The sequence below is a fragment of the Streptomyces sp. NPDC096048 genome (assembly GCF_044763415.1).
GTDB lineage: Bacteria > Actinomycetota > Actinomycetes > Streptomycetales > Streptomycetaceae > Streptomyces.
In genome coordinates this window covers 589,044-613,300 of the sequence record NZ_JBIWGG010000004.1, presented here as the reverse complement: position 1 = coordinate 613,300, position 24,257 = coordinate 589,044, and the positions used below count along the sequence as shown (strand labels likewise).

The following is a 24,257-nucleotide window of genomic DNA, read 5'->3' as shown; positions in this document are numbered from 1 at the left end:
TCCCTGCCTTTGAGTTTGCGTGGTTCCGACGCCAAGGATCGGCCAGACATCATCCGCGCCCTTGCTGACTTCTGGCGGTTCTGGCGCAGGTGAGGGTTAGCCCTGGCCGATGCTCGACACGTGGTCCACACGTACGGTGTGGGCCTTCGTCGCGACGGTCACCGTCAGCACCTCCGGGTAGCGCACGCTGTACGCCGCCTCCGTCGTCGCGTAGGCCAGTGTCCCCGTCAGGGTCTGCCCCCCGACGAGATTCACCGTGACGTTCTGGCCGTTCATCGCTACGGCCTGCGTCTTGATTCCCTGCACGTAGTCAGTCATCGGTTCTCCATGGTGTAGCCGTTTTCGACGTAGGGGTTCGTACGACGCTGCTGCGCCTCCGGCGTCACTTCGCGTCGGGGGTGCTTCGCCCGGAAGCGCTCAGCGCCTCCGGCCACGGTCCCGGCTCCGTTCCCGACTTCGATGCCACGCGGGCCGCCGGAACGGGGCGCAGGAGCCGGCGGGCCAGTGAGCCCCAGCTCCGCGGCGAAGGCTTCGGCGTCGGCCGTCATCTCCTCCAGCGTGGTGCCCTGGATACGGGTGGACTGCTCGACGCTCAGGCCCGCAGCCATGCCGGCACGAAGGCGGGCAAGTTCGGTGAGCGCGTTGTCGCGCTCCTGCTCAGGGGTGAGTTCGGACATGGTTGCTCCTAGCTGAAGTAGTCGTCGGTGGTGCGCTCAACGCCCGGGGTCGCAGAGTTCACCTGCGGACGCTCCGGCGCAGACTGTGAGAAGTCGATGTCCGGCGTACGGGAGTGGGAGTAGGTCCGTGTTGGCTTGGGCTCCAGCGGAGGAAGAACGGTGGGCTGGTACCGGTCATCGATCGGGCCGTCGGCGTGCGCGGAGACGTCGACGAGGTCCCCAATTTCCGCGTCGTCCCGCAGGTCTTCGAAGGACGTCGGCACGTAAGCCGTCTCGACGCTCGCAAGCCACAGGAGAACCTCCTCCGAGTAGCGCCCGGAGCGGGTGGCGTCCTGGACGAACGCGGGGACGTCGTCGAGGCGCCTGCGGACTTCGCCGTATCCCTGCCGCTTCCACTCGCGGAGCTTCCGCCGCTCGTCCGTGTCGCCTTCGCCGGCTATCGAACGAGGTCGGGGCGCAGGGTCCAGAAGCGTCCACTGAGCCTGACGCACGTTCGTCAGGTCTTCGGTGAGGCTCTGTACCTTGCTCCACGCCGCTACAACGGCGCCTCCGCACTTGATGGCAGCGTCGGCAGACCGGACGTCGCCCAGCGTCTCAGCGGCCTTCCTGGCGTCGCTCAGGATGGCGTCCAGCCTCGTCCCCAGGTGCTCCAGTGCGTCGGAGGCGAGCGCCTGACGAGTGTCGTAGGCGAGCAGCTCCGTGGCGTCCTTCGCACGCACACGGGCCAGCCGCTCCGCCTCCCACTCCAGTGCGGCCGTGTACGCCTTCGCCGCGCGCTTGCCCAGGTCCGCCGGCCAGGAGCCGTCAGCCTGGAAGGTGCGTACGGCGTCGTCGACGACGTTATTGCGTGCGACGTCGGGGACGTCGCCCATGGGGTGCTCACGGAGGCGCTTCTTCGCGTCTTCATGTAGCTGTCGCGTTCGCGCGATGTCAGGGACCGTCGCAACGGCGGCGTCCAGCTCCGGGTTACTCATGCTTCTTCCTCCGTGTCGGAAAACGCCGAACGGCCCTGCCCACATGGGGTCAAGGCCGTTCGGAAGTGCTCTGCACGCGCGGCGTAGCGCTCGCGGTTACGTCGGCGTATGGGTTCGGGGTTGATCGCGTACGCCTCGCGGCGATTCGCGCGGTAGCAGGGGATGCAGTGGGGTCGTGTGCCGTTTCGTCCCGCGGCGTCGAACGGCCAGTAGTCCAGCGTGATCGGGAAGACTTCCCCGCACGTTCGGCACGGCCGCTTGCCGGGACCGGACACGTCAGTAACGCGCATCGTGTCTCCGTCCGTGGTCTTCGCTCTATGGCTCGAATTTTGGGCATAAAGAAGCCCTCACCACCCGTGGAATAGCGAGCGCGGAGCGTCGCGGCCGAAGGAAGAACCGGTGCTCTACGCGCTCCCCGGAGGGACACGGGTGGTGAGGGCTCAGGCGTGACGTCGGGAGAGAGGTCAACGTCACGCCGGCAAGGGGATCTCAACGGCATTCCGGGCCGGAGATTCCGCTACGCGACGAGGAGGGGGCGACTGTGCGGCACCCCCTCCATTAGAGATAGAAACCCGTGACTAGGCTGCCTCGTCGCCTCTCTGACGCTGCTTGCGCTCGCGGGCGCGATCACGCTCCCACGCCGCCTTGCAGAGGTCGGAGCACAGCCGTCCCCACCTTCGACGCTGCGATACGGGGCGCCGCTGCTCCCACTCCGTCGAGCACTGAGCACACGGACCGCGCCACACCTTCGTCAGTCCTTCGACGACGACCTTGCCGCCGGCCGTCTCGTACTCCATGGGCCGTGCCGTCGCTGCCTGGCGTTCCGCCTGGCGCTCCGCGTGACGTCGTGCAATCTCCGGATCGACGGTGACGCTCACTTCGTCGACGTACGGCGGCTCTACGTCGGCCGCGCGTCCGGGACGTCTCCGCTCCGGACGCTCCTCCGGATTCTCTGAGAGGTCGTGCCACTCATCGAAGAGCCGCTCACCACGCTCAAAGGGGTCTTCCTCTTCAAGGAGGTCCCGGGAGCTGAGCCCCCTCCATGGGGTGGTGTAGCCAGGCGAGACGTACGCCCCGCCCGCTTCCAGCTCCTGCACGAAGGCTTCCATCTCCAGGTCTTCATAGGAGCGCCGGGTAGGACGTCGGCCGCCGAAGTCATTCATCACAGTTCCCCTTGTCGTCGGTGAGCCGGAAGCGGCTTACACAGGGGTTATGTCGTAATGGCGCCCGGATGTGACGCGAGACGACGAACCCCTACCGTTGTTATGGCGCGTGCACCGGGAGATGTTTGCCCGGGAGATCAACTACTGTGTGTGATCATGGTCGGAGCCGCCGGAATACGGGGCGCGAGCTGGCAGAATCCCTGAGCGCCCCTGAGAGCATTTCAGGGGTCCCACGGGGACGCTGGGCACGAGTTCGGCGCTTAGACGGGCACGCAGGGGCCTTCCTGAGCCCCTTCCGCCTCCCGCCCTCCGTCCGATTCCGTCGAGACGGGCGACTCCGCCTCCCGTGGTCAGGTTTGGCCAATCTGGTCAAACTAACTGCCATTTTCCTTTTACTCCCTACGCGTTAGAGAGAAGTTGGAGAAGGGGGGTTAGTTCGACACTTTGACCCTCAGAATGGCACCGGCGGAAGCGGAGGGTGACGATGGAGGCATGTTCGAGCACTCTCCGTAGCAATAGCTTACGTGCCAGGTGCACGCGTCACTGCTCGCGCCCCGTCGAGCCAGCTCCGGCGAACGCGCGAGAGCCGCCTCCCCGACGAGGGAAAGCGGCTCTATGTCACGCAGAGTGAACTACACGATGGCGGGGAGGACGCCGACGGGAAGGCCCCCGCGGACGTGGACGTCGACGCAGGAGCGGCAGACGGCCGTGGTCCAGGTGTCCCCGACGAGCATCGGCGACGCCTCCGCGTCCTCGTAGCAGTGGTTGCACACCCGCGACGACTCGTAGGCGCGCAGGGTCTCAGCGTCGATGCAGAACATGTCGGCCTCCTGCGCCTCCACGCCCAGAACGGCGGAGTCAACCGAGTCCAGCCACGTGGCGTCCAGCACCACGCCGGCGTACTCGGTGACGTCGTAGTCACGGCCGATGGCGACCTTCGCGGGGACCTGGAGGCGGTCGGCACAGTCGTGCGCGAAAGCTTCGAGGTCTTCGAGAGCGACGGGGGACGTGGCGTCGCCAACGACGAGAACCGTGGGGACGGAGGGCGCCGGGGCCGGCTCGTCGCACGCCGGGTGAACGAAGACCTGGCAGCCGTCGACCATGCCGGCGGGGATCATCGCTCCGTCGAAGCCGTCGCAGACGATGCAGGAGCGGCCGTCACGCTGAGCGGGGGTGTACGACATACTGAGAACCTCCAGTGATGGAGACAAGGGCCCGCCTGCATCCGCCATGATCTCGCGGGCCCTTTGCCTCGCTGCGTCGGGGTGTGGCTACACCGTAAGCCTAGGTGTGGCTACACCGCAACCCCTTTGGTGTGGCTACACCTCTGCTACGGTGCTCCTATGCCCAACCAACCGAAGACACCTATTAGTCGTTTCCGCATCGAAGCGGAGCTGTGGCAAGCGTTCGGTGACGCCGTACCCGACGACACGGACCGCTCTGACGTGCTGCGTCGCTTCGTCGCCTACTACTGTCGGCGCCCTGGCGCTACACAGCCTCCACGACCTCCCGCCGGTCCGTGGAGCACACCGCCTGCTGAATGACACAAAGCCCCCGTCGGAAGTCCGGCGGGGGCTCTTGCGTACGTGGCTAGCCCTCGTCCGGCGTCGCCCATTCGATGTCACATCGGGTGTCACCGTCGAACGGGACCCCACGACGAGCCGCCTGCGTCACGGTGATCTTCTCGATGGCTACGCGGAGGAGGTCGCGGCGCATGGGCAAGTCGGCCGCTTCCCACGCCTCTTCGAGCATGGCGACATCATCGAACATCGTGAGATCGATGCTGCGTCCGTTGAGATCGTCGGCGCGCTCTTGCGCCTCCCGGAGAGTCTCCTCCGCTTCCGCGACGAGGCGGGAAAAGTGCTTCCCCATGGCACCGTCGTACAGGCCCTTTGCGCGGTCGTTGGCGAGACGCTCGACGGCCGCCTCCGCTGCCTTAACGGCACCGATGGCTTCCTGTGCCTCCTCGGTCTCCGCTGGGGCTACGAGAGCCGCCCACCGCTCCGCTACGGCGATCATGAGCGGGTCGCCTGCGTCGACGTCGGCCGCGCTAACCGCCCCGACCCACGCGTGGTAGACGTACTCCTCAATACGTGCGCGCATGGCTGATGCGGGGGCCGGGCACGGCTTGCCCATTTGGTGCCCGTTGCAGACGTAGGAGCGTCCGCTCGTCGGCATCTTTGCTCCGCACCCGCCGCATCGGAGGAGGTCGGTCAGGAGGTGGGTCGCTCTACCGACGCGCGGCCCTAGCGCTCCGCGCTGGTGGCCAGCGTGTACGCGTCGCGCCTTTGCGACAAGGTCCGCGTCTACTGGCTCGACTTCGTCAGCGAACACGGGGACGCGCTCTCCGGCCTCATTGCGGTAGGCCACGGGCCACGTGTACTCCCGTGAAAGGGCGACGACTTGCCACCCCTCGTACACCGGGTTGTAGACGATGCGGCGGACAGTCGACGCATTCCAGGGGCCACCCTTGGGCGACGGCTTCCGGTCTTCTGTCAGGTGACGGGCGACGGCACGGGGGGCTGTTCCGTCAGCGACCTCATTCAGGATGCGGAGCACGGTGGGCCACTCTCTGGCGTGCCGCAACTTGCCGTGCCTGTCCTTGCTTAGACCGAACGGAGCGGCTCCCAACCAAACGCCCCTACGTCGTTGTACCTGCTTTGTATCGCGCACACGGTGCGACAAGAGGTCTGACGCTGCCTTCGCACGCTCCGCGTCGCTGACGATGCGCTCGCGGTCCCGGGGGTCCGCGCTGTCCAATCGCTCGTAGTCGAAGATGATCCGGACACCGGAGTCGAGGAGTTGGAGGACAGAGAACGCGCCCTTACGGTCGAACCGGTCCACGGCGTAGCACCACAGAGCCGGCACTTCCTTTCGTCGAAGCGCTGCTAGCGCCTTCTCGAAGTCGGGCCGCTTCGCGTCAGTCCATGCACTGAGGTTGTCTTTCCAGACCTTCCGGACACGGTAGTCGTGACGACTCGCCCACTCCCTCCCCCTAGCCTCCTGCGTCTCGAAGGTCAGTGCCTCCGTGCCCTCCCGTACGATTTTGCTCTTCCTCAAGTAGAGGTCGATCTCCTCCACGTTCCCGCCCCTCGTTGCGCTTGGCGACAGTATGACAGGGTGCGCGAACCACGTACGTCAAGAACATGGTCACCGGCGCCGCCCAGCTCGACGGGGCGATCCTCGTCGTCTCCGCGCTGGACGGGATCATGCCGCAGACCGCCGAACACGTCCTGCTCGCCCGGCAGGTGGGTGTCGACCACATCGTGGTCGCGCTCAACAAGGCGGACGCCGTCGAGGACGGCGAGGACACGGTACTGACCGACCTGGTCGAGCTGGAGGTGCGCGACCTGCTCACCGCGCACGGCTACGGCGGCGACTCCGTGCCCGTCGTACGGGTCTCGGGGCTGAAGGCGCTGGAGGGCGACCCACGCTGGACGGCGTCCGTCGAGGCGCTGCTGGACGCGGTGGACACGTACGTGCCCATGCCCGAGCGGTATCTGGACGCGCCGTTCCTGCTGTCGGTGGAGAACGTGCTCACCATCACCGGCCGCGGCACGGTCGTCACCGGCGCCGTCGAGCGCGGCACCGTCCACGTCGGCGACCGGATCGAGGTACTCGGCGCGTCCGTCGAGACGGTCGTCACCGGCCTCGAGACCTTCGGCAAGCCGATGGAGGAGGCCCAGGCCGGGGACAACGTGGCGCTGCTGCTGCGCGGTGTCGCCCGCGACACGGTGCGTCGGGGCCACGTGGTCGCCGCACCCGGCAGTGTCGTGCCCGCGCGGCGCTTCTCGGCGCGGGTGTACGTGCTGTCGGCGCGCGAGGGCGGGCGTTCGACGCCGGTCGCCACGGGATACCGGCCGCAGTTCTACATCCGTACGGCTGATGTCGTCGGAGACGTCGACCTCGGCGAGGTGGCGGTGGCGCGGCCCGGGGACACGGTCACGATGACGGTGGAGCTGGGGCGGGACGTGCCCCTGGAGACGGGGCTCGGGTTCGCCATCCGTGAGGGCGGACGGACCGTGGGGGCGGGGACCGTGACCTCGGTGGGGTGAGCGCCCCTGGCCGTGCGTGGGGGACCGCGGGGCCCGTTGTGGCTGGTCGCGTCCACGCGGCGGAGCCGCACATCGATGCAGTCCCGCGCCCCTTCGGGGGCGCTTCGCACAGGCACAATGAAGAGGTGGAGGAAGCCATCCCGCTCAGCCGTGTCACCGACCACGGCACCGCCAAGCTCATGCCCGACGTCGACCGGAAGCGGGCCTGGCTGCTCACCGTCGACGGGGCGCCGCAGTCGTACGTCGACCTGGACGAGCCCGCGCACCTGGAGTTCGAGTACACGCGCCGGCTCGGCCACGTCCTGGACACGGTCGCCGAGCCGGGGCGCGCGCTGGACGTGCTGCATCTCGGCGGCGGCGCGTTCACCCTGCCCCGGTACCTGGCCGCGACCCGCCCCGGCTCGCGGCAGGACGTCGTGGAGGCCGACCGGGGGCTGCTGGACCTGGTCGCCGAGCACCTGCCGCTTCCGGACGGCGCGGACATCACCGCGCACGGTGCCGATGCCCGCGCCTGGCTGGAGGCCGCGCCCGCCGACTCGGCCGACGTCCTGGTCGCCGACGTCTTCGGTGGTTCCCGGGTGCCCGCGCACCTGACCTCCGTCGACTACGCCCGTGCGGCGGCGCGGGTCCTGCGCGCCGACGGCGTGTACGTGGCCAACCTGGCCGACTCCGCGCCGTTCGCCTTCCTGCGCCCGCAACTGGCCGGGTTCGCCACGCTCTTCGAGGAGCTGGCGCTGATCGCCGAACCGGGCGTGCTGCGCGGGCGCCGCTTCGGCAACGCCGTCCTCGTCGCCGCGCACCGACCGCTCGACACGGCCGCGCTGGCCCGGCGCACCGCCGCCGACGCCTTCCCGGCCAGGGTCGAGCACGGGCCCGCCCTTCGGGACCTCATCGGCGACGCGCGGCCGGTGCGCGACGAGGACGCCGTACCGTCACCCGAGCCTCCCGCCGGGGCGTTCGGCATCGGCTGAGCGGCGCGCGGCGCCGCCCGGCGCGGTGCGCCTACGACTCGGTCGGCGGTTCCTCGGTGAGGCGCACGGTGCTCAGGATCTTCTGGATCGTCGCCTCCGGGACCTCGTCGTCGACGCCCTTGGCGCCGTACAGGTTCCAGGTGACGAAGTCGCCCGCGCTGTTCTTGAAGGCGAAGGTGATCGCCTTGCCCTCGCTGTCGCACTTCCCCTTCTGGGGCGTGCCCTGCGAGTACGCCGTGATGACGCTGCCCTTGATACCGGACGTCGTGGTGTACGCCTTCGGCTTGCCGTACTTCACGCTCTTCTTGTCCGGCTGGGTGTAACCGCCGAAGATCCACCAGGGCACCCGCGTCTCGGCCGCCATGTCGGTGTCCTTGGCGCCGCTCTCACCGCGGGTACCGGTGGTGGCGAGGGCGGTGCTCTCCTTGCGGCCGTCCTTGTTCTCGTCGGTCGTGCACCACTCGGACTTCAGGTAGGCGGGGGCGGTGACTGTGGTGCGGTCGGTCTTGCCCTTCTCCTCCCACTCGAAGCCGACGCTGGTGTCGGTGCTGTCGATCTCCCAGTCGGCGGGCACGTCGAACATGGTGCCGAAGCGCGGGTTGGCGACGACCTTCCAGCCGTCGATGGTCGCCTTCAGCCCGTCGCCGCCCCGCGGGTTGTCCTCGCCGCCGGACGCGCTCGGGTCGGTGGACGGGGTCTCGGACTTGTCGGCGGACGCGCTCGCGGACGGCTTCTTGTCCTTGCCGTCGTCCGCCTGGTCGTCCTTGTCACCGCCCAGCACGAGGAACCCGGTGACACCGGCGGCCACCACCACGGCGAGCGCCGCGACGATCGCGACCACCTTCGTCCGGTTGCCGCCCCCGCCACCACCCGAAGACGGCTGCGGAGCCCCGGGGGGCTGCGGAGCACCCCACTGCTGCTGCCCGTACGCACCGGGCTGCTGCTGGTAGCCGGGCTGCTGATACGGATTCGGCTGCTGGTACCCCGGCTGCTGATACGGATTGTTCTGCGGGTTCTGCTCGCCCCCGGGCGGCTGCTGTCCTGGCCACATGAGAGGTCACCCTAATGCCGCTCAGGACACGATTCGGTCACCGGCCCTTGTCAGGGACGTACCGAAGTCGGCACCCCGCGCCCCGGCAGCAGCCCTTCCGCTCCCCGTCGACCCGGGTCGGGGCCTCAGGACTCCGCCGGGGTGTACTCCCTGACGGTGGCGAGGATCTTCCGGACGGTGGCGTCCGGAACCTCGTCGCCGACGTCCGCGGCGCCGAAGAACGACCAGGAGACGAGGTCGCCGTCGGCGGACTCGAAGGCGAACGTCGTCGCCTTGCCGTCCACGTCGCACTCGTCCTTCTTCTCGACCCCGGACGAACGGGAGGTGGCGATGCTGCCCTTGATGCCGGAGGCGGTGGTGAAGGAGGTCACCGGTCCCGTCGCGACCTTGTCCCGGGCCGGCTGGGCGAAGGCCCCGTAGACCCAGGCCGCCGAGTCGGTCCGGGCGATCTCCTCGGTGCTCCGCGCACCGTTGTTGCCGCGGGTGCCCGCGCTCGCCAGCGGTGTGTGGCCGACCGAGCCGTCCCGGTCGGCGTCGGCGCCGCACCACTTCTCCTCGAGGACGGCCGGGGCCTTCATGGCGACCAGCGGCTTCTCCTCGGGGTCGTCGTCCTCGGCGACGTAGGTGACCCAGTCGCGGGACTGGAGCGCCCAGGAGGCCGGCACGTCGAAGGCGATGCCCTGGCCGGGGTTGGCCACGACACGCCAGCCGGCGACGGTCGGCCTCGGGCCGTCGTCCCCGTCGCGCGGGTTGTCTGCGGCGGACGCCCGTGCCGAGGAGGCGGTGGGGCCGGGCTCGGCCCGGTCGTCCTCACCGCCGCCCAGAAGGACGGCCCCGGTCACGGCGGCGGCCACCACGACGACCGTGGCGGCGATGATCGCCACCGGCTTCGTACGGCCGCCCGGCCCCCCACCGGGTGGTGGGGCGGCCGTGACCGTGGGCGCGTTCCAGGAGGCGGGTTGCTGCCCGGCGTAAGGCTGTTGCTGCTGGTGGCCAGGCTGCTGGTACGGGTCGGGCTGTCGCGGGTCCGGTCCGCCGGCGGGGGGCTGCTCTCCTGGCCACATGGCCGGACAGCTTACGGCGATCACCCCGGATGCCTGGCACGAGGATGCTACTCATGGGTAACCTTCCGTCATGAGCGCAGATCAGATGTCGATCGGCGAGTTGCTCGCCGCCACGGTGCCGATGGTCCGGACCCTGAACCTCGAGTACCTGGAGACCACTCCGGAGAAGGCCGTGCTGGCCCTTCCGGACCAGAGCGAGTACCGCAACCACGTCGGCGGGCCGCACGCCGGAGCCATGTTCACGCTGGGCGAGTCGGCCAGCGGTGCGATCGTGCTGGCCGCCTTCGGCGACCAGCTCTCCCGGGCGGTGCCGCTGCCGGTCACCGCGGAGATCGCCTTCAAGAAGATCGCGCTCGGTCCGGTCACGGCCACCGCGACACTCGGCCGCCCCGTCGCCGAGGTCGTCGCGGAGCTGGACGAGGGCAGCCGCCCCGAGTTCCCGGTGAGCGTCGTTATTCAGCGCGAGGACGGTGCCGTGACCAGTGAGATGACCGTCATATGGACCCTGCGTCCCAACAGCTGACGCCCGTCGAACCGGTAGGCTTCCCGGGTCGCCTCGTTCGAGGCGACCCGGGAAGCGGCGCGAGACCCACCCGGAACCCAGCGGGGGCGCGAATCGGAGGGTCTGGCCTTGCACGTCCAGGAGTGGCTCGACACGGTGCCCGCGGCGGCCGTCTACGCCGTCGTCGGACTGGTCATCGGTCTGGAGAGCCTGGGTATCCCGTTGCCGGGCGAGATCATCCTGGTCTCGGCCGCCCTGCTGTCCTCGCAGCACGGCGGCGTCGACCCGCTGGTCCTGGGCGCCTGTGCCAGCGCGGGCGCGGTGATCGGCGACTCCATCGGGTACGCCATCGGCCGCAAGGGAGGCCGGCCGCTCCTGGCCTGGCTGGGCGGGAAATTCCCCAGGCACTTCAGCGAAGGGCACATCGCCACCGCTGAACGGTCCTTCCAGAAGTGGGGCATGTGGGCCGTGTTCTTCGGCCGCTTCGTCGCCCTGTTGCGCATCTTCGCGGGCCCGCTGGCCGGTGTGCTGCGGATGCCGTACTGGAAGTTCCTGATCGCCAACGTCCTCGGCGGCATCGTCTGGGCGGGCGGCACCACCGCCGTCATCTACTACGTCGGCGTCGTCGCCGAGTCCTGGCTGAAGCGCTTCTCCTGGCTGGGCCTGGTGGTGGCCGTGGGCATCGGCGTCGCGTCGATGCTGGTCCTGAAGCGCAAGGCGGCCAAGGCCCAGCCTCTGACCGCCGGGGACTGAGGCGCCCCCGAAGGGGCGCGGGGAACGGCGCGAGCAAGAACGGCGCGAGCAACCACGAACGATCAGCAGAGGGCCTCTCGCCGTCAGCCGGTATGCGCATCCCGATGCTGCGAGGCCAGCGCCGCGTACATCGTCCCGTTCAGCGTGACCCCCTGACGCTCCTCCTCCGTCAGTTCCCGCTTCACCTTCGCCGGCACCCCCGCCACCAGCGAGCCCGGCGGCACCTCCATCCCCTGGGGCACCAACGCCTGCGCGGCGACCAGCGACCCGGCACCGATCACCGCGCCGTTGAGGACCGTGGCGCCCATGCCGATCAGGCAGTCGTCCTTCACGGTCGCGCCGTGCACCACGGCGTTGTGCCCGATGGAGACGCGCTCACCGACGGTGACGGGGAAGCCGGGGTCGGCGTGGAGCGTGCAGTTGTCCTGGACGTTGCTGTCCGCGCCGACGGAGATCCGCTCGACGTCGCCGCGCAGCACCGCGCCGTACCAGACGCTCGCCCCCGCGTGGAGCGTCACGTCCCCGATGACCGAGGACGTCGGCGCCACGAAGGCCTCCGCGTCCACCTTCGGGTCCTTACCGCCGATGCCCGTGATCAGCGCCTGCTGCGTCATCATCGCCTCCTGCTCGGGTGGTGTACGGCACCGTACGCCACCCGGTGGGGTGAAGATCACAGGCCTCCGAAGCCATGCCCGCACCGCGTGCCCACTACCGTGGGCGGGTGCCCAAGCGCAAGAACACGTTCTCGTCCTGGCGGGGCCGCCTCGCGCAGCGGGCCGTCCACGCCGGCTGGGCCTGGGTGCAGCGCACCGGCTCCGTCACCGCCGCACACCCCGGACGCTTCCGCTTCGGGGCGCTGGGCACGGGCACCCGGCTCGCCTTCCCGCTCGGCACGGTCTTCGGCGAGCCCTGGATCCACGTCGGTGCCCATTGCATCATCGGCGAGCAGGTCACCCTGACCGCCGGACTCATGCCCGACCTCGACCTCGGCCCCGAGCCCATCCTGCGCATCGGCGACGGAGTCGTCCTGGGCCGCGGCAGCCACGTCATCGCGGACACCACGGTCACCATCGGCAGCGACTGCTACTTCGGCCCCTACGTCTACGTCACCTCCACCAACCACTCCTACGACGACCCGCACCAGCCCATCGGCAAGCAGTGGCCCCGGATGGACCCGGTCGAGATCGGTTCCGGCTGCTGGATCGGCACCGGCGCGGTGATCCTGCCCGGTGCGCGGATCGGGCGGAACGTGGTGGTCGCCGCCGGTGCCGTGGTCCGGGGCGCGGTCCCCGACCACGCCGTGGTGGCGGGCGCGCCGGCCCGTGTCGTACGGCGCTGGACGCCCGACGAGGGCTGGCAGCCGCCGTTGCGGACACCGGCTCCGGTGCCGATCCCCGACGGGGTCACGCCGGGACAGCTGCGGGCGCTGTCGAAGCTGGACGACGAGGCGGTGGCCCGGCTCGCCGAGCTGGACGACCGGGTGGCAGGGCCGGGCAGGCTCGCGGAGCCGGCCGCCGAGAGCTGACCACGGCGGTCCCGGTCCCGGTGCCGGTGCCGGTGCCGTCCGTCCGCTGATGCCGGTGCCGCCCGTCCGCTGAGACGCCCGTTCGCCGTACCGGCCGCTGTTGTTAGCGTGCGGCCATGCACGCACCCATCGGGAACTTCGACAGTGCCACGCCCGCCCCGGACGCCCTCGACGAACTGACCCGGCCGGTCGCCGACGCCGTACGTCACTGGCGCGGCAGCGTCCCCGCCGACCAGATCGTCTACGTCGACACCGACCCGGAGTGGGCCGACACGGCAACCTTCGTCGAGCACTACGGCCGTGAGTTGCTCGAACAGTCCGCCAACTGCGTGGTGGTCACCGGCAAGCGGGGCGGCGGTACGACGTTGGCCGCCTGTGTGGTGCTCTCCACCACCCGGGTCGACGTCAACGGTGTCGTACGCCGCCACCTCGGCGCGCGCAAGGCCTCCTTCGCCTCGATGGACACGGCGACCGGCGAGACCGGCATGGAGTACGGGGGCATCACCCCGGTCGGCCTGCCCGGTGACTGGCCGGTTCTGGTGGACTCGGCCGTGGTCGACCTGCCGTACGTCCTCGTCGGCAGCGGACGCCGGCGCGGCAAGCTGCTGGTGCCGGGCAAGGCCTTCGCGGAACTGCCGGGAGCCGTGGTGCTGGAGGGGCTGGGCGTCGCCTGACCGTTCACGCGGTGGCGTGGTGGGCCAGCGTCAGGTGCGGATCCGTCTCGCCCGGGGCCGGTGCCGGGTCGGCGTGGACGAGGGCGGCGGCGAGCCGCGGGACGGCGTGGAGAAGGGCGTGCTCCGCCTCGACGGCGATGCGATGTGCCTGCCGGACCGTCGCCTCGCCGTCCACCACCAGGGCCACCTCGGCGCGCAGCCGGTGCCCGATCCAGCGCAGCCGCAGCTCACTCACCCCGCGCACGCCGGGCACCTCGGTCAGTACGCGCTCGGCCCGGTCCACCAGCGCCGGATCGACGGCGTCCATCAGCCGCCGGAACACCTCGCGTGCCGCGTCCCGCAGGACCAGCACGATCGCGGCCGTGATTGCCAGCCCCACGACCGGGTCGGCGAGCCGCCACCCCAGCGCCGCGCCGCCCGCGCCCAGCAGCACGGCCAGTGACGTGTAACCGTCCGTCCGGGCGTGCAGTCCGTCGGCGACCAGCGCGGCGGAGCCGATCGACCGTCCCACGCGCATCCGGTAGCGGGCCACCCACTCGTTGCCGGCGAAGCCGACCAGGGCGGCGACGGCCACCGCCGGGACGTGTGCGACGGGGCGCGGATCGAGCAACCGGTCCACCGCAGTCCACGCCGCCAGGACCGCGGACGCGGCGATCGTCAGGACGATGACGATGCCCGCGAGGTCCTCCGCCCGCCCGTAGCCGTACGTGAAGCGCCGGGTGGCCGCGCGCCGGCCCAGGACGAAGGCGATGCCCAGCGGTACGGCGGTCAGCGCGTCCGCGGTGTTGTGCACGGTGTCGCCGAGCAGGGCCACCGACCCGGAGACCACCACCACGGCCGCCTGCGCCGCCGCCGTCGCGCCGAGCACCGCCAGCGACACCCACAGGGCGCGCAGCCCACGGGCCGAGGACTCCAGCGCCGGGTCCAGCTTGTCGGCGCTCTCGTGGGAGTGCGGGGTGAGTCGGTGTGCGAGGCGGTGCCACGGGCGGGCGGGGGAGTGGTGGCCGGGGGTGTGGGCGTCGTCGTCGTGGTGGCGGTGATGATGGTCGTGGTCGTGGTCGTGGTCGTGGTCGTGGTCGTGGTCATGAGCATGGTGCTGGTGCTGGTGCTGGTGCTGGTGCTGCCGGTGCGGGTCGCTCACGGGGTGCCCCTTCCGGTGTTCCGGTGCGGTGGTGGACGCCCGGCGTCCAACACGCCATTATGTGCGTATGAGCGCACGCATGCACCTGTCACCTGCGGACGATGCGCACCCGCGCACACCCGGCGAGGAGCAGTTCGCGCTCGCCGCCGAGGTCCTCGCCCTGCTCGGCGACCGCACCCGTCTGACCCTGCTGCACGCCCTGACCGCCGGGGAGGCCGACGTCACCACCCTCACCGAGGCATGCGAGGCCGCCCGGCCCGCGGTCAGCCAGCACCTGGCCCGGCTGCGGCTCGCGGGGCTGGTGAGCACGCGCAAGGAGGGCCGGCGGGTCGTGTACGCGCTGCGTGACGGGCACCTGCGCCGCCTGGTCGACGAGGCGCTGAACGTGGCCGACCACCGGCTCGGCGACCGGCCGCTCCACGACTGAGAGGGAGTCTCAGCCGCTGGTGCGGGCGCCGAGGTACTGCTCGGCGAACGCCGTCGCCGCGACGGGTGAGTCGAACAGCCGCCGGAGCCGGGCCAGTGCGGCACCCGCGCGGAACGGGTCGCCCGACGCCGTCCCGTGGTACATCTCCGCGAGCCACTCGGAGAACTCCTGGTAGTCCCACACCCGGGCAAGACACGTGGCCGAGTAGCCGGACAGGCCGGTGTCGTCGCCCTTCGTGAGGTGGGCGACCAGCCCGTCGCCCAGCAGGAAGGCGTCGTGCAGGGCGAGATTCAGGCCCTTGGCGGCGATGGGGGCGGTGAGGTGGGCCGCGTCCCCGGCCAGGAAGAGGCGCCCGTGGGCCATCGGCTCGACGACGTAACCGTGCATGTCCAGGACGCGCCTCTCGATCAGCCGCCCCTCCTTGAGCGGCGGTGCGCCGACCGCGCCGAGCCGTTCCCGCAACTCCGCCCAGACCCGATCGTGCGGCCAGTTCTCCGGGTCGTCGCCCGGCGGGCACTGGAGGTAGTAGCGGGTCACCTCGGGACTGCGCGCCATGTGGCCGGCGAAACCGCGCGGATGCATGCCGAAGACGACACAGTCCGCGGACGGCGGCGCCTGAGCCAGCAGCGCCAGCCAGCCGACGCCGTAATCGCGGCGTGCGACACGGACGCGATCGGACGGCAGTGCCGCCCGCGACACACCGCGCGCACCGTCGCAACCGGCGATGAAGTCGGCTTCCGCGAAACGCCGTTCACCGGTAACAGGGCACACGTACGAGACCGACGGTCGGCCGGCTTCCAGCCCGTGCAGGCGGACGTCACGTACACCGAAGCGGATCTCCCCGCCCCGCACGTCCGCGTACTCCCGGACCAGGTCCGTCACCAGGAACTGCTGCGGGTAGACAAAGTGGTGACGACCGGTCAGCCCGGTGTACTCGAACCGGTACCGCTCCCCGCCGAACCGGAACTCGCACTCGGTGTGCGCCTGTGCCCGCTCCAACAGGTTCCGCGCCAGTCCGCGCCGTTCCAGCCCGCGTACGGCCCACTCCTCGATGACCCCGGCGCGGGGCCGCCGCTCGATGACCTCCCGGGTCCCGGTCTCCAGGACGAGACAGTCGACGCCCGCCGCGCGCAGGATGGTGCCGACGGTGAGCCCGGCGGGGCCGGCGCCCACGACGACGACCGAAAAGCGTTGTGGAGCAGGTGAGTTGGCGCTGGGGGAGGCAGAGTTCACTCGAAATATTATGTCGGTGGCACGCGGTCCACGGGAATGCTCCGGGCGGCCCTCCGCGCGGAAAACGCCTGTCAGTCCGTTGTCGGCGCGGCTATGCTCCCCGCGATGACTACTCCTCCTGTCTTCAGATTGGGGGACCTGTCCGCGCAAGGTGAGTGCTGATGCCCACTCACCTCGCGAACGGGGACTCCCGCCTCTCCTTCTGGCCGCGCGTGCGCGAGTTCGCCGTGCCGCCGTCCATGATCGATGCCGCGACCGCCCGCCGCCGTGCCGGGGACTGGGCCGGGGCGTGCGCCGCCGCGGGCATCGACGTCGACCTCAACCTGCGTTCCCTGGCGCGGACACACGGTCACGACCTCGCGGCTCGCGTCCGGGCCGATCTGCGCCACCTCGCTCCCGACCTGCTGCGCTGGCACATGCCGAGAATCGCTCCGGACGGGCTGCTCCGCCCGGGCCTCACGCTCACCCTGGCGCGGTACGGCATCGCGGGACGCGACGGATCGCCTCCGGTGCATCTCGTGGTCCGGACACCGCCCGCCCGGGCGGAAGGCGGCCAGCGGATCAGCCTGGCCGTGTGGGACGGCGCCGGGGGTGAGGATCGTGGCCGCCGCCAACCCGCGGTCCTCGGCGGCCGACGGCTGGGAGCTGAGCCCGCCGTTGGCCAACCGATTCGTCCATCTTCAGTGGACCCACGACCATGACGTCGTCCTCCGGGGCCTGGGCGGAATCTGGCCCCGGGCGACCCTGCCGCGGCTCGGACCCGGCAGGCGGCCGGTGAGGCGTCGCGGGGGTCAGCCCAGTCGCGGGATCTCGATCGCCGGGCAGCGGTCCATCACCATCTCCAGGCCCGCGGCCCGGGTCCGCTCGTACGCGGCCTCGTCGATCACGCCGAGCTGGAACCAGACGGCCCCGGCACCCTTCGCGACCGCCTCGTCGGCGACCGGTCCGGCCAGGGCGCTGTTGACGAAGACGTCGACGACGTCCACGTCGAAGGGGACGTCCGCGAGGGAGGCGTACCCCCGCTCGCCGTGCACCGTCTCGGCCTTGGGATGCACCGGCACGACGCGCTTGCCGAAGCGCCGCAGGACCTCGGCGACGCCGTACGCCGCGCGTTCCCGGTTGGACGAGAGACCCACCACGGCCCAGGTGTCGCCGAGCTCGGTGAGGATCTTGCGGACGGTTGCCTCGTCGCCGTACACCGGCGGCCTCCTTGTGCTCCTGGACGACTCGCGTGTCGCGTGTCGCGTCCTCCGGTCGGGACAACGGACGGCGGCGCGCGGAGATTCCCCGTGCGGCGGGGAGGGTGGCGAGCGCGCCCCCTGTGCGCCGGCGCCCCGTCCCGCCTACGCTCGCTCCGTGCTGCGCATCATCGACGCCCGGACCTCAGAACCCGCCCCCGCCGTCCCCGCCCGACGGGGGCCGACCCGTGTCGAGGCGCACGCGCCGGGCCGCGACACGACCGGACTGCGTGTGCTGCTCGTCGCCGACCTGCTGGTCCGCGCCCTGGAACTCGACGGCACGCCCACGTGGGCCCTGCTGACCGGTGCGAACGAGAGAGCGGAGCTGCGTGCGGACGCCGCGGCCCTCGGCATCCGGCCCTTCGAGGACGGTGGCGCCACCGGCACCGGTCCGGGCGCGGGCCAGGCCGTGCACGTCGTGCGCGAGGGCGCGGTCGCTCCGGACGGGACGACGGTCGCCGTCGCCCCCGTGGACGCGGCCGGACAGGCGGCCACCGCCGACCCCGACGCCCTGCGTCTCGCCCTGCTGGAGCGGCACCACCACGCGCGCGTGGAGCTCGACGGGGCCGTGCTGGACGACGCCCGGGACACGCTCGCACGCTGGCGCCGCGAGGTCGCCGCCTGGGCGCGGCAGCCGTCGCGTCCCGTCCCGGGCGAGGTGCGCGACCAGCTGCGCGCGGCCTGGGAGGACGACCTGGACGCCCCCGCGGTGCTGCGGGTCCTGCGCCGGGTGGAGACGGACGCGGACCTTCCGGACGGAGCCCGGTTCGAGACCTACGCCTACGCCGACCGGTTCCTCGGCCTGCACCTCGCCCGGGACATCGGAGCCCCGGCGTGATCGCGCGCCCGGGGTCGGGCCCGCCGCGCCGTCCGGTCGTCCTGCGGCACGCCAAGTCGGCGCGCCCCGGAGGCGTCGCCGACCACGACCGTCCGCTCGCCGGGCGCGGTCGCCGCGACGCCCCCGCCGCCGGACGGGCCCTCGCCCAGTCCGACCGGCTGCCGGACCTCGCCCTGTCCTCCACCGCCGTACGCGCCCGGCAGACCTGGGAACTGGTCTCCGCCCAGTGGGGCACGCCGCCGCCCGTGCACTATGACGCGCGCCTGTACGCGGCCGGCGTACCGGAGCTGCTTGAGCGGTGCGCGAGGTGCCCGCCGACATCGAGACGCTGCTCCTGGTGGGCCACAGTCCAGGCCTGGAGGAGCTCGTCCTCGCGCTGGCCGGGGACGCCCTCGACGACACGCTGGACCGGGTCCGCGCGAAGTACCCCACGTCGGCGATCGCCGTACCGGACTGGCACGGCACCGCCTGGCGGGCCCTTGCCCCCGGCGCGGCCCTGCTGACCGCGATGACCGTGCCGCGGGGCGGGTGACGGTGAGCGCATAGGCTGGCCGGATGCAGGACGAGTACCGCACGGTCGCCCGCGCGGGTGTGCACGAAACCGAGATCAACCGCTCCCGCTTCCTGTGCGCCCTCGCCCCGGCCGCCACCGAGCAGGACGCCCAGGCGTTCGTCGCGGCCGTACGCAAGGAGCACGCGGACGCCAGCCACAACTGCTGGGCGTACGTCATCGGAGCCGACGCCGCCGTACAGAAGGCCAGCGACGACGGCGAGCCCGGCGGCACCGCCGGCGTCCCGATGCTCCAGATGCTGCTGCGCCGCGACATGCGCTACGTCGTCGCCGTCGTCACCCGCTACTACGGCGGCGTCAAGCTCGGCGCGGGCGGACTCATCCGCGCCTACGGCGGCGCGGTCGGCGAGGCCCTGGACGACCTCGGCACGCTCACCCGCCGCCGGTTCCGCCTGGCCACGGTCACCGTCGACCACCAGCGGGCCGGCAAGCTCCAGAACGACCTGCGCACGGCGGGACGCGCGGTGCGCGACGTGCGGTACGCCGAGGCCGTCACCATCGAGATCGGCCTGCCGGAGGCCGACGTGGACACGTTCCGTTCCTGGCTCGCGGACGCCACCGCCGGGTCGGCCGGGTTCGAACTGGGCGGCGAGGCGTACGGGGACGCCTGACAAGGCGGACAATCGAGACATAACAGCCCTTTGTGGAACAGGGGTGAGGGGCGAAACGGGAGTAACCACCCGGGCTGTCGGACCCTGCCGTTAGTCTCGGGGATCATGCGACTGCTGCACACCTCCGACTGGCATCTCGGCCGGGCGTTCCACCGGGTGAACATGCTCGGCGCCCAGGCCGGGTTCATCGGCCACCTCGTCGAGACCGTGCGCGCGCACGGCGTCGACGCCGTGGTCGTGTCGGGGGACGTGTACGACCGGGCGGTGCCGCCGCTGGCCGCCGTCGAGCTGTTCGACGACGCCCTGCACCGCCTCGCCGACCTCGGGGTGCCGACGGTGATGATCTCCGGGAACCACGACTCGGCCAGCCGCCTGGGCGTGGGCGCCGGCCTCATCGACCGGGCCGGCATCCACCTGCGCACCGACCCGGCGGGATGCGGGACCCCGGTCGTGCTGGAGGACGCGCACGGAGAGGTGGCCTTCTACGGACTGCCGTATCTCGAACCGGCACTGGTGAGGACCGAGTTCGGGGTCGAGAAGGCGGGCCACGAGGCCGTGCTCGCCGCCGCGATGGACCGGGTCCGCGCCGACCTCGCCACCCGCGCGCGGGGAACGCGTTCCGTCGTCCTCGCGCACGCCTTCGTCACCGGCGGCGAGCAGAGCGACAGCGAACGGGACATCACCGTCGGAGGCGTGGCCGCCGTGCCCTCCGGTGTCTTCGACGGCGTCGACTACGTGGCGCTCGGGCACCTGCACGGCTGCCAGACCCTCACCGAGCGGGTCCGCTACTCCGGCTCCCCGCTGCCGTACTCCTTCTCCGAGCACCGCCATCGCAAGAGCATGTGGCTCGTCGACCTGGGCGCCGACGGCACGGTCACCGCCGAGCGGATCGACTGCCCGGTGCCCCGCGACCTGGCGCGGCTGCGCGGCACCCTGGAGGAGCTGCTCGCCGACCCGGGGCTGACCCCGCACGAGGAGGCGTGGGTCGAGGCGACCCTCACCGACCCGGTGCGTCCGGCCGACCCGATGGCCCGGCTCACCGAGCGCTTCCCGCACACGCTGAGTCTCCTCTTCGACCCCGAGCGGGCCCCGGACGACCCGGCCGTGTCCTACGCCCGCCGCCTCGCCGGCCGCAGCGACCAGCAGATCGCGGAGGACTTCGTGACGCACGTGCGGGGTGCCGGGCCCGACGACCACGAGCAGACCGTGCTGCGGGACGCCTTCGACGCCGTGCGCGCGGACCAGACCCTGCGGGAGGTGGCCCGGTGAGGCTGCACCGGCTGGACGTCACCGCTTTCGGGCCCTTCGGCGGATCGCAGGGGGTCGACTTCGACGACCTGTCGGCGGCCGGACTCTTCCTGCTGCACGGACCCACCGGCGCCGGCAAGACCTCCGTCCTCGACGCCGTCTGCTACGCGCTGTACGGCTCGGTGCCCGGCGCGCGCCAGAGCGGCCAGGGCATGACCCTGCGCAGCGACCACGCCGACGGCCGTACGCGCACCGAGGTGCGCCTCGAACTCACCGTCGCCGGACGGCGGCTGGAGGTCACCCGGCAGCCACCTTGGGAGCGCCCGAAGCTGCGCGGCAAGGGCACGACCGTCGACAAGGCCCAGACCTGGCTGCGCGAGTACGACGCGGGAGCCGGGACCTGGAAGGACCTGAGCCGTTCCCACCAGGAGATCGGCGAGGAGATCACCCAGCTGCTCGGCATGAGCCGCGAGCAGTTCTGCCAGGTCGTGCTGTTGCCCCAGGGCGACTTCGCGCGCTTCCTGCGCGCCGACGCGGAGGCCCGCGGCAAGCTCCTCGGCCGGCTCTTCGACACCCGGCGCTTCGCCGAGGTCGAGAAACGCCTCGCCGAGCGGCGCCGCACCACCGAGGCGCGGGTGCGGGAGGGGGACGCCACGCTGCTGGCCGACGCCCACCGGATGCAGCAGGCCGCCGGCGACACGATGGAAGCGCCGGAGCTGGCGCCGGGCGAGCCGGGCCTCGCCGAGGCCGTCCTCACCGCCGCCGCCGTCGCCCGCAGCACGGCCCGCGAGCTGCTGGCCATCGCCGACTGCCGGCTCGTGGCCGCCGAGTCCGCCCAGCGCGCCGCCGAACGCGACCTGGCCGACGCACGCGAACTGGACCGGCTGCAGCGCCGGTTCGCCGAGGCGGACGAGCGGGCCGCACGGCTGGCCGAGCGGGCCGACGCCCACCGCGCCGCGCAAAAACGCATGGAGCGCGCCCGCAAGGCCGAAGCGGTCGCCCCCGCACTGGAGTTGCGGGACGCCGCCGACGCCGAGCACCGGCGGGCGGCGGCTTCGGAGGCGAGCGCGCGCGCCCTGCTGCCCCAGGACCTCGCGGACGCCGGTGCCGCGGGACTCGCCGCGGCCGCCCGCCGGGCCGCCGAGGAACTGGGCGGGCTGGACTCGGCCCGCCGCGCCGAACAGCGCCTCGCGGAACTGGTCGAGGAGCGGACCCGCCTGGACCGGCAGGAGCGCGCCGACGAGGACGTCCTGCACGAGGCGGAGACCTGGCTCGCCGACTGGGAGGCCACGCGCACCGGACTGCAGGCCGGCGTCGACTCCGCGCAGGAGGCGGCGACCCTCGCCGAACAGCTCGCCGTACAGCGCGACCCGGCACAGCGGCGACTGAACGCGGCACGCCAACGCGACCAGTACGCCGCCGACACGGAAGAGACCCAGCGGCACGCCCTCGCCTCGGCCGAACACGCCGTCGCGGCCCGCGCCCACTGGCTCGACCTCAAGGAACAGCGGCTGAACGGCATCGCCGCCGAACTCGCCGAAGGGCTCACCGAAGGCGCACCGTGCGCCGTGTGCGGCGCCACCGAACACCCCGCCCCGGCACGCAGGGTCGCAGGGCATGTCGACCGCGAGGCGGAGGAGCGCGCCCTCGCCGCCTACCAGGACGCCGACGAGCGGCGCGCCGACGCCGAACGGCGCCTGGGCACCGTACGGGAGGCACTCGCCGCCGCCACCGCGGAGGCCGGGGACGCGCCCACCGCCCGGCTGGCCGAAGAAGCCGAGGAACTGGAGCGGCGGTACGCGCGAGCGCGGGCGAGCGCGTCCGGGCTGCACGCCGCGCAGGAGGAGCTGCGCCGCGCGGAGCAGGAGCGCGAGCAGCGGATCGCCGCCCAGCAGCAGGCCGCCGTCCGGGCCGCCTCCCGGGTCGGCAACCGGGAACGGCTGGAGAGCGAACGGACCGCTCTGGAGGAGGAGTTGACGCGGGCCCGCGGAAACTCCGACAGCGTGGCCGCGCGGGCCGCGCAGCTGGAGCGCCGGGTCACGCGGCTGACCGAGGCCGCCGATACCGCCCGCGTCACCGAGGACACAGCCCAGCGCCTCAAGGACGCCGACGCCCGACTCGCCGACGCCGCCTTCCGCGCCGGCTTCGACACCCCCAGGGACGCCGCCGCCGCGCTGCTCGACGACGTCGCCCACCGTGAACTGCAACGCCGGCTCGACGCATGGGACCTGGAGGAGGCGGCCGTCCGCGCGGTCCTCACCGAGGCAGACACCGCCGCCGCGGCCCAGCAGCCGCCCGCCGGCCTCGCCGCGGCGGAACACACCGCCGCCGTCGCGGGCCGGCGCCTGCGCGACGCCTCCTCGGCCCGCGACGCCGCCGCCCGCCGCTGCGCCGAACTGGACCGGCTGTCCGCCCACGCCGCCACCTCCGTACGCCGGCTCGCCCCGCTGCGCGAGGAACACGGCCGAGTCGCCCGCCTCGCCTCCCTCACGGCCGGCACCTCCGCGGACAACGAACGCCGGATGCGCCTGGAGTCGTACGTGCTGGCGGCGCGCCTCGAACAGGTCGCCGCCGCGGCGACCGCGCGGCTCCAGCGCATGTCCTCCGGCCGCTACACCCTCGTCCACTCCGACGACCGCACCGGGCGCGGTCGCAGCGGTCTCGGCCTGCACGTGGTCGACGCCTGGACCGGCCGCGAGCGCGACACGGCCACGTTGTCCGGCGGCGAGACGTTCTTCGCCTCGCTCGCCCTCGCGCTCGGCCTCGCCGATGTCGTCACGGACGAGGCGGGCGGCGTCCGCCTGGACACCCTCTTCATCGACGAGGGCTTCGGCAGCCTGGACGACCAGACCCTCGACGAGGTTCTGGACGTCCTCGACTCGCTGCGTGAGCGGGACCGCAGCGTCGGCATCGTCAGCCACGTCGCCGACCTGCGGCGGCGGATACACGCCCAACTGGAGGTCGTGAAGGGGCGGTCGGGGTCGGTGCTGCGGCAGCGGGGTACCGGCTGAGTTGTTCCGGGGCCTCAGCGGCCCAGCGGCCGGCGGGGGAGCGGTGAGGAGTAGACGACGCTCGTGGTGACCGAGCCCAGCGCGCTGATCCGGCCCGACACCTCCTCCAGATGCCGCATCGACCGGGCCGCGACCTTGATGACGAAGCAGTCGTCCCCCGTGACGTGGTGCGCCTCCAGGATCTCGGGAGTGACCGCGACCAGATCGTGGAACGGCTTGTAGTTGGCGACCGGATAGCGCAGCCGCACGAAGGCCAGGATCGGCAGCCCCAGCCGTTCGGGGTCGACGACCGCCGTGTACCCCTGGACGACCCCTGCCTCCTCCAGCCGGCGCACCCGCTCGGTCACCGCGCTCGCGGACATCGAGACCGCACGGGCCAACTCGGCGAAAGTGGCCCGCCCGTCGCGCTGGAGGGCGTCGAGGATGAGCCAGTCGGTGGCGTCCGGGGAATACGCGGTCATCCGGCATGAACAGCAGGGAATCCCCGGCCCGGCAAGGGACAGACCAGGAGAACTGCCTTCTGGAGAGGT

The 24,257-nt window shown here is 71.8% G+C and carries 23 protein-coding genes and 4 pseudogenes; 14 read left to right on the top strand and 13 right to left on the bottom strand.

Annotated features, from left to right (window positions below; all coding sequences use genetic code 11):
• Nucleotides 1-96: 96 nt before the first annotated feature.
• The 6 genes from ACIQ6R_RS14115 to ACIQ6R_RS14090 form a co-directional block, all read right to left on the bottom strand.
• Nucleotides 97-318 carry a hypothetical protein gene (locus tag ACIQ6R_RS14115; RefSeq protein ID WP_404221239.1) on the bottom strand — a complete coding sequence of 74 codons (222 nt, stop codon included), beginning with the start codon at nt 316-318 and terminating at the stop codon, nt 97-99.
• Nucleotides 315-677 carry a hypothetical protein gene (locus ACIQ6R_RS14110; protein WP_404221237.1) on the bottom strand — a complete coding sequence of 121 codons (363 nt, stop codon included), beginning with the start codon at nt 675-677 and terminating at the stop codon, nt 315-317. Before ACIQ6R_RS14110 ends, ACIQ6R_RS14115 begins: the two co-directional genes overlap by 4 nt.
• 8 nt (nt 678-685) lie before the next feature.
• A complete protein-coding gene (locus tag ACIQ6R_RS14105) occupies nt 686-1,651 on the bottom strand; it encodes a hypothetical protein (RefSeq protein ID WP_404221235.1) in 966 nt (321 codons plus the stop codon).
• Between the two features lie 578 nt (nt 1,652-2,229).
• The gene (locus tag ACIQ6R_RS14100) at nt 2,230-2,760 is read right to left on the bottom strand and encodes a hypothetical protein (protein WP_404221233.1); all 531 of its coding nucleotides are present in this window, start codon (nt 2,758-2,760) and stop codon (nt 2,230-2,232) included.
• 686 nt (nt 2,761-3,446) lie between these two features.
• Nucleotides 3,447-3,998, bottom strand: a complete 552-nt coding sequence (locus tag ACIQ6R_RS14095; RefSeq protein WP_404221231.1) for a hypothetical protein — start codon at nt 3,996-3,998, stop codon at nt 3,447-3,449.
• A gap of 406 nt (nt 3,999-4,404) precedes the next feature.
• A complete protein-coding gene (locus tag ACIQ6R_RS14090; protein ID WP_404221229.1) occupies nt 4,405-5,895 on the bottom strand; it encodes a recombinase family protein in 1,491 nt (496 codons plus the stop codon).
• Nucleotides 5,896-5,948: 53 nt separating this feature from the next.
• On the opposite strand from ACIQ6R_RS14090, the pseudogene ACIQ6R_RS14085 reads away from it, so the two are divergent.
• A pseudogene (locus ACIQ6R_RS14085) lies at nt 5,949-6,869 on the top strand (elongation factor Tu); the annotation flags it as partial.
• A 125-nt stretch (nt 6,870-6,994) separates the two neighbouring features.
• Nucleotides 6,995-7,840 carry a spermidine synthase gene (locus tag ACIQ6R_RS14080; protein WP_404221227.1) on the top strand — a complete coding sequence of 282 codons (846 nt, stop codon included), beginning with the start codon at nt 6,995-6,997 and terminating at the stop codon, nt 7,838-7,840.
• A 31-nt stretch (nt 7,841-7,871) separates the two neighbouring features.
• Here ACIQ6R_RS14080 and ACIQ6R_RS14075 read toward each other — a convergent pair whose 3' ends face one another.
• Both ACIQ6R_RS14075 and ACIQ6R_RS14070 read right to left on the bottom strand, forming a co-directional pair.
• Nucleotides 7,872-8,891: a hypothetical protein gene (locus ACIQ6R_RS14075; protein ID WP_404221225.1), complete on the bottom strand. Its 1,020-nt coding sequence runs from the start codon at nt 8,889-8,891 to the stop codon at nt 7,872-7,874.
• A 125-nt stretch (nt 8,892-9,016) separates the two neighbouring features.
• Nucleotides 9,017-9,955, bottom strand: a complete 939-nt coding sequence (locus tag ACIQ6R_RS14070) for a hypothetical protein (protein WP_404221223.1) — start codon at nt 9,953-9,955, stop codon at nt 9,017-9,019.
• 85 nt (nt 9,956-10,040) lie between these two features.
• On the opposite strand from ACIQ6R_RS14070, the gene ACIQ6R_RS14065 reads away from it, so the two are divergent.
• Together ACIQ6R_RS14065 and ACIQ6R_RS14060 are read left to right on the top strand one after the other, a co-directional pair.
• Nucleotides 10,041-10,478 carry a DUF4442 domain-containing protein gene (locus ACIQ6R_RS14065; RefSeq protein WP_404181385.1) on the top strand — a complete coding sequence of 146 codons (438 nt, stop codon included), beginning with the start codon at nt 10,041-10,043 and terminating at the stop codon, nt 10,476-10,478.
• Nucleotides 10,479-10,586: 108 nt separating this feature from the next.
• Nucleotides 10,587-11,210, top strand: coding sequence for a DedA family protein (locus ACIQ6R_RS14060; protein WP_404221220.1), 624 nt, complete (start codon nt 10,587-10,589; stop codon nt 11,208-11,210).
• An 83-nt stretch (nt 11,211-11,293) separates the two neighbouring features.
• Here the strand turns inward: ACIQ6R_RS14060 and ACIQ6R_RS14055 are convergent, their stop codons facing one another.
• Nucleotides 11,294-11,824, bottom strand: a complete 531-nt coding sequence (locus ACIQ6R_RS14055) for a gamma carbonic anhydrase family protein (protein ID WP_404221377.1) — start codon at nt 11,822-11,824, stop codon at nt 11,294-11,296.
• Between the two features lie 107 nt (nt 11,825-11,931).
• Here ACIQ6R_RS14055 and ACIQ6R_RS14050 point away from each other — a divergent pair, with 107 nt between their 5' ends.
• Both ACIQ6R_RS14050 and ACIQ6R_RS14045 read left to right on the top strand, forming a co-directional pair.
• The gene (locus ACIQ6R_RS14050) at nt 11,932-12,735 is read left to right on the top strand and encodes an acyltransferase (RefSeq protein WP_404221218.1); all 804 of its coding nucleotides are present in this window, start codon (nt 11,932-11,934) and stop codon (nt 12,733-12,735) included.
• A gap of 116 nt (nt 12,736-12,851) precedes the next feature.
• Nucleotides 12,852-13,409: a YbaK/EbsC family protein gene (locus ACIQ6R_RS14045; protein WP_404221216.1), complete on the top strand. Its 558-nt coding sequence runs from the start codon at nt 12,852-12,854 to the stop codon at nt 13,407-13,409.
• 4 nt (nt 13,410-13,413) lie between these two features.
• Here the strand turns inward: ACIQ6R_RS14045 and ACIQ6R_RS14040 are convergent, their stop codons facing one another.
• Nucleotides 13,414-14,550, bottom strand: a complete 1,137-nt coding sequence (locus tag ACIQ6R_RS14040) for a cation diffusion facilitator family transporter (RefSeq protein WP_404221214.1) — start codon at nt 14,548-14,550, stop codon at nt 13,414-13,416.
• Between the two features lie 67 nt (nt 14,551-14,617).
• On the opposite strand from ACIQ6R_RS14040, the gene ACIQ6R_RS14035 reads away from it, so the two are divergent.
• Entirely contained in the window at nt 14,618-14,977 is a 360-nt protein-coding gene (locus ACIQ6R_RS14035) for an ArsR/SmtB family transcription factor (RefSeq protein ID WP_404181146.1), read from the top strand.
• Nucleotides 14,978-14,986: 9 nt separating this feature from the next.
• Here the strand turns inward: ACIQ6R_RS14035 and ACIQ6R_RS14030 are convergent, their stop codons facing one another.
• The gene (locus tag ACIQ6R_RS14030) at nt 14,987-16,210 is read right to left on the bottom strand and encodes a 4-hydroxybenzoate 3-monooxygenase (RefSeq protein ID WP_404221212.1); all 1,224 of its coding nucleotides are present in this window, start codon (nt 16,208-16,210) and stop codon (nt 14,987-14,989) included.
• Nucleotides 16,211-16,371: 161 nt separating this feature from the next.
• Between ACIQ6R_RS14030 and ACIQ6R_RS14025 the strand changes: the two are divergent.
• Together ACIQ6R_RS14025 and ACIQ6R_RS14020 are read left to right on the top strand one after the other, a co-directional pair.
• Nucleotides 16,372-16,848, top strand: a pseudogene (locus ACIQ6R_RS14025) (hypothetical protein); the annotation flags it as partial.
• Nucleotides 16,796-16,976 (top strand): annotated as a pseudogene (locus ACIQ6R_RS14020) (AAA family ATPase); the annotation flags it as partial. The pseudogenes ACIQ6R_RS14025 and ACIQ6R_RS14020, both read left to right, overlap by 53 nt.
• Nucleotides 16,977-17,001: 25 nt before the next feature.
• Here the strand turns inward: ACIQ6R_RS14020 and ACIQ6R_RS14015 are convergent.
• Nucleotides 17,002-17,409 carry a CoA-binding protein gene (locus ACIQ6R_RS14015; RefSeq protein ID WP_404181141.1) on the bottom strand — a complete coding sequence of 136 codons (408 nt, stop codon included), beginning with the start codon at nt 17,407-17,409 and terminating at the stop codon, nt 17,002-17,004.
• A 157-nt stretch (nt 17,410-17,566) separates the two neighbouring features.
• Between ACIQ6R_RS14015 and ACIQ6R_RS14010 the strand changes: the two genes are divergently transcribed.
• From ACIQ6R_RS14010 to ACIQ6R_RS13990, 5 genes and pseudogenes are all read left to right on the top strand, one after another.
• Nucleotides 17,567-18,286 carry a hypothetical protein gene (locus ACIQ6R_RS14010; protein ID WP_404221375.1) on the top strand — a complete coding sequence of 240 codons (720 nt, stop codon included), beginning with the start codon at nt 17,567-17,569 and terminating at the stop codon, nt 18,284-18,286.
• Nucleotides 18,283-18,818, top strand: a pseudogene (locus ACIQ6R_RS14005) (SixA phosphatase family protein). The gene ACIQ6R_RS14010 and the pseudogene ACIQ6R_RS14005 overlap by 4 nt, the downstream one beginning before the upstream one ends.
• 23 nt (nt 18,819-18,841) lie before the next feature.
• The gene (locus tag ACIQ6R_RS14000; protein ID WP_404221210.1) at nt 18,842-19,468 is read left to right on the top strand and encodes a YigZ family protein; all 627 of its coding nucleotides are present in this window, start codon (nt 18,842-18,844) and stop codon (nt 19,466-19,468) included.
• Between the two features lie 105 nt (nt 19,469-19,573).
• The gene (locus tag ACIQ6R_RS13995; RefSeq protein WP_404221208.1) at nt 19,574-20,737 is read left to right on the top strand and encodes an exonuclease SbcCD subunit D; all 1,164 of its coding nucleotides are present in this window, start codon (nt 19,574-19,576) and stop codon (nt 20,735-20,737) included.
• Nucleotides 20,734-23,727 (top strand): AAA family ATPase, encoded by a 2,994-nt coding sequence (locus tag ACIQ6R_RS13990; RefSeq protein WP_404221206.1) that lies wholly within the window; start codon nt 20,734-20,736, stop codon nt 23,725-23,727. The genes ACIQ6R_RS13995 and ACIQ6R_RS13990 overlap by 4 nt, the downstream gene beginning before the upstream one ends.
• 14 nt (nt 23,728-23,741) lie before the next feature.
• On the opposite strand, the gene ACIQ6R_RS13985 is transcribed toward ACIQ6R_RS13990, so the two are convergent.
• Nucleotides 23,742-24,188 (bottom strand): Lrp/AsnC family transcriptional regulator, encoded by a 447-nt coding sequence (locus ACIQ6R_RS13985; RefSeq protein ID WP_404181125.1) that lies wholly within the window; start codon nt 24,186-24,188, stop codon nt 23,742-23,744.
• Between the last annotated feature and the right edge of the window lie 69 nt (nt 24,189-24,257).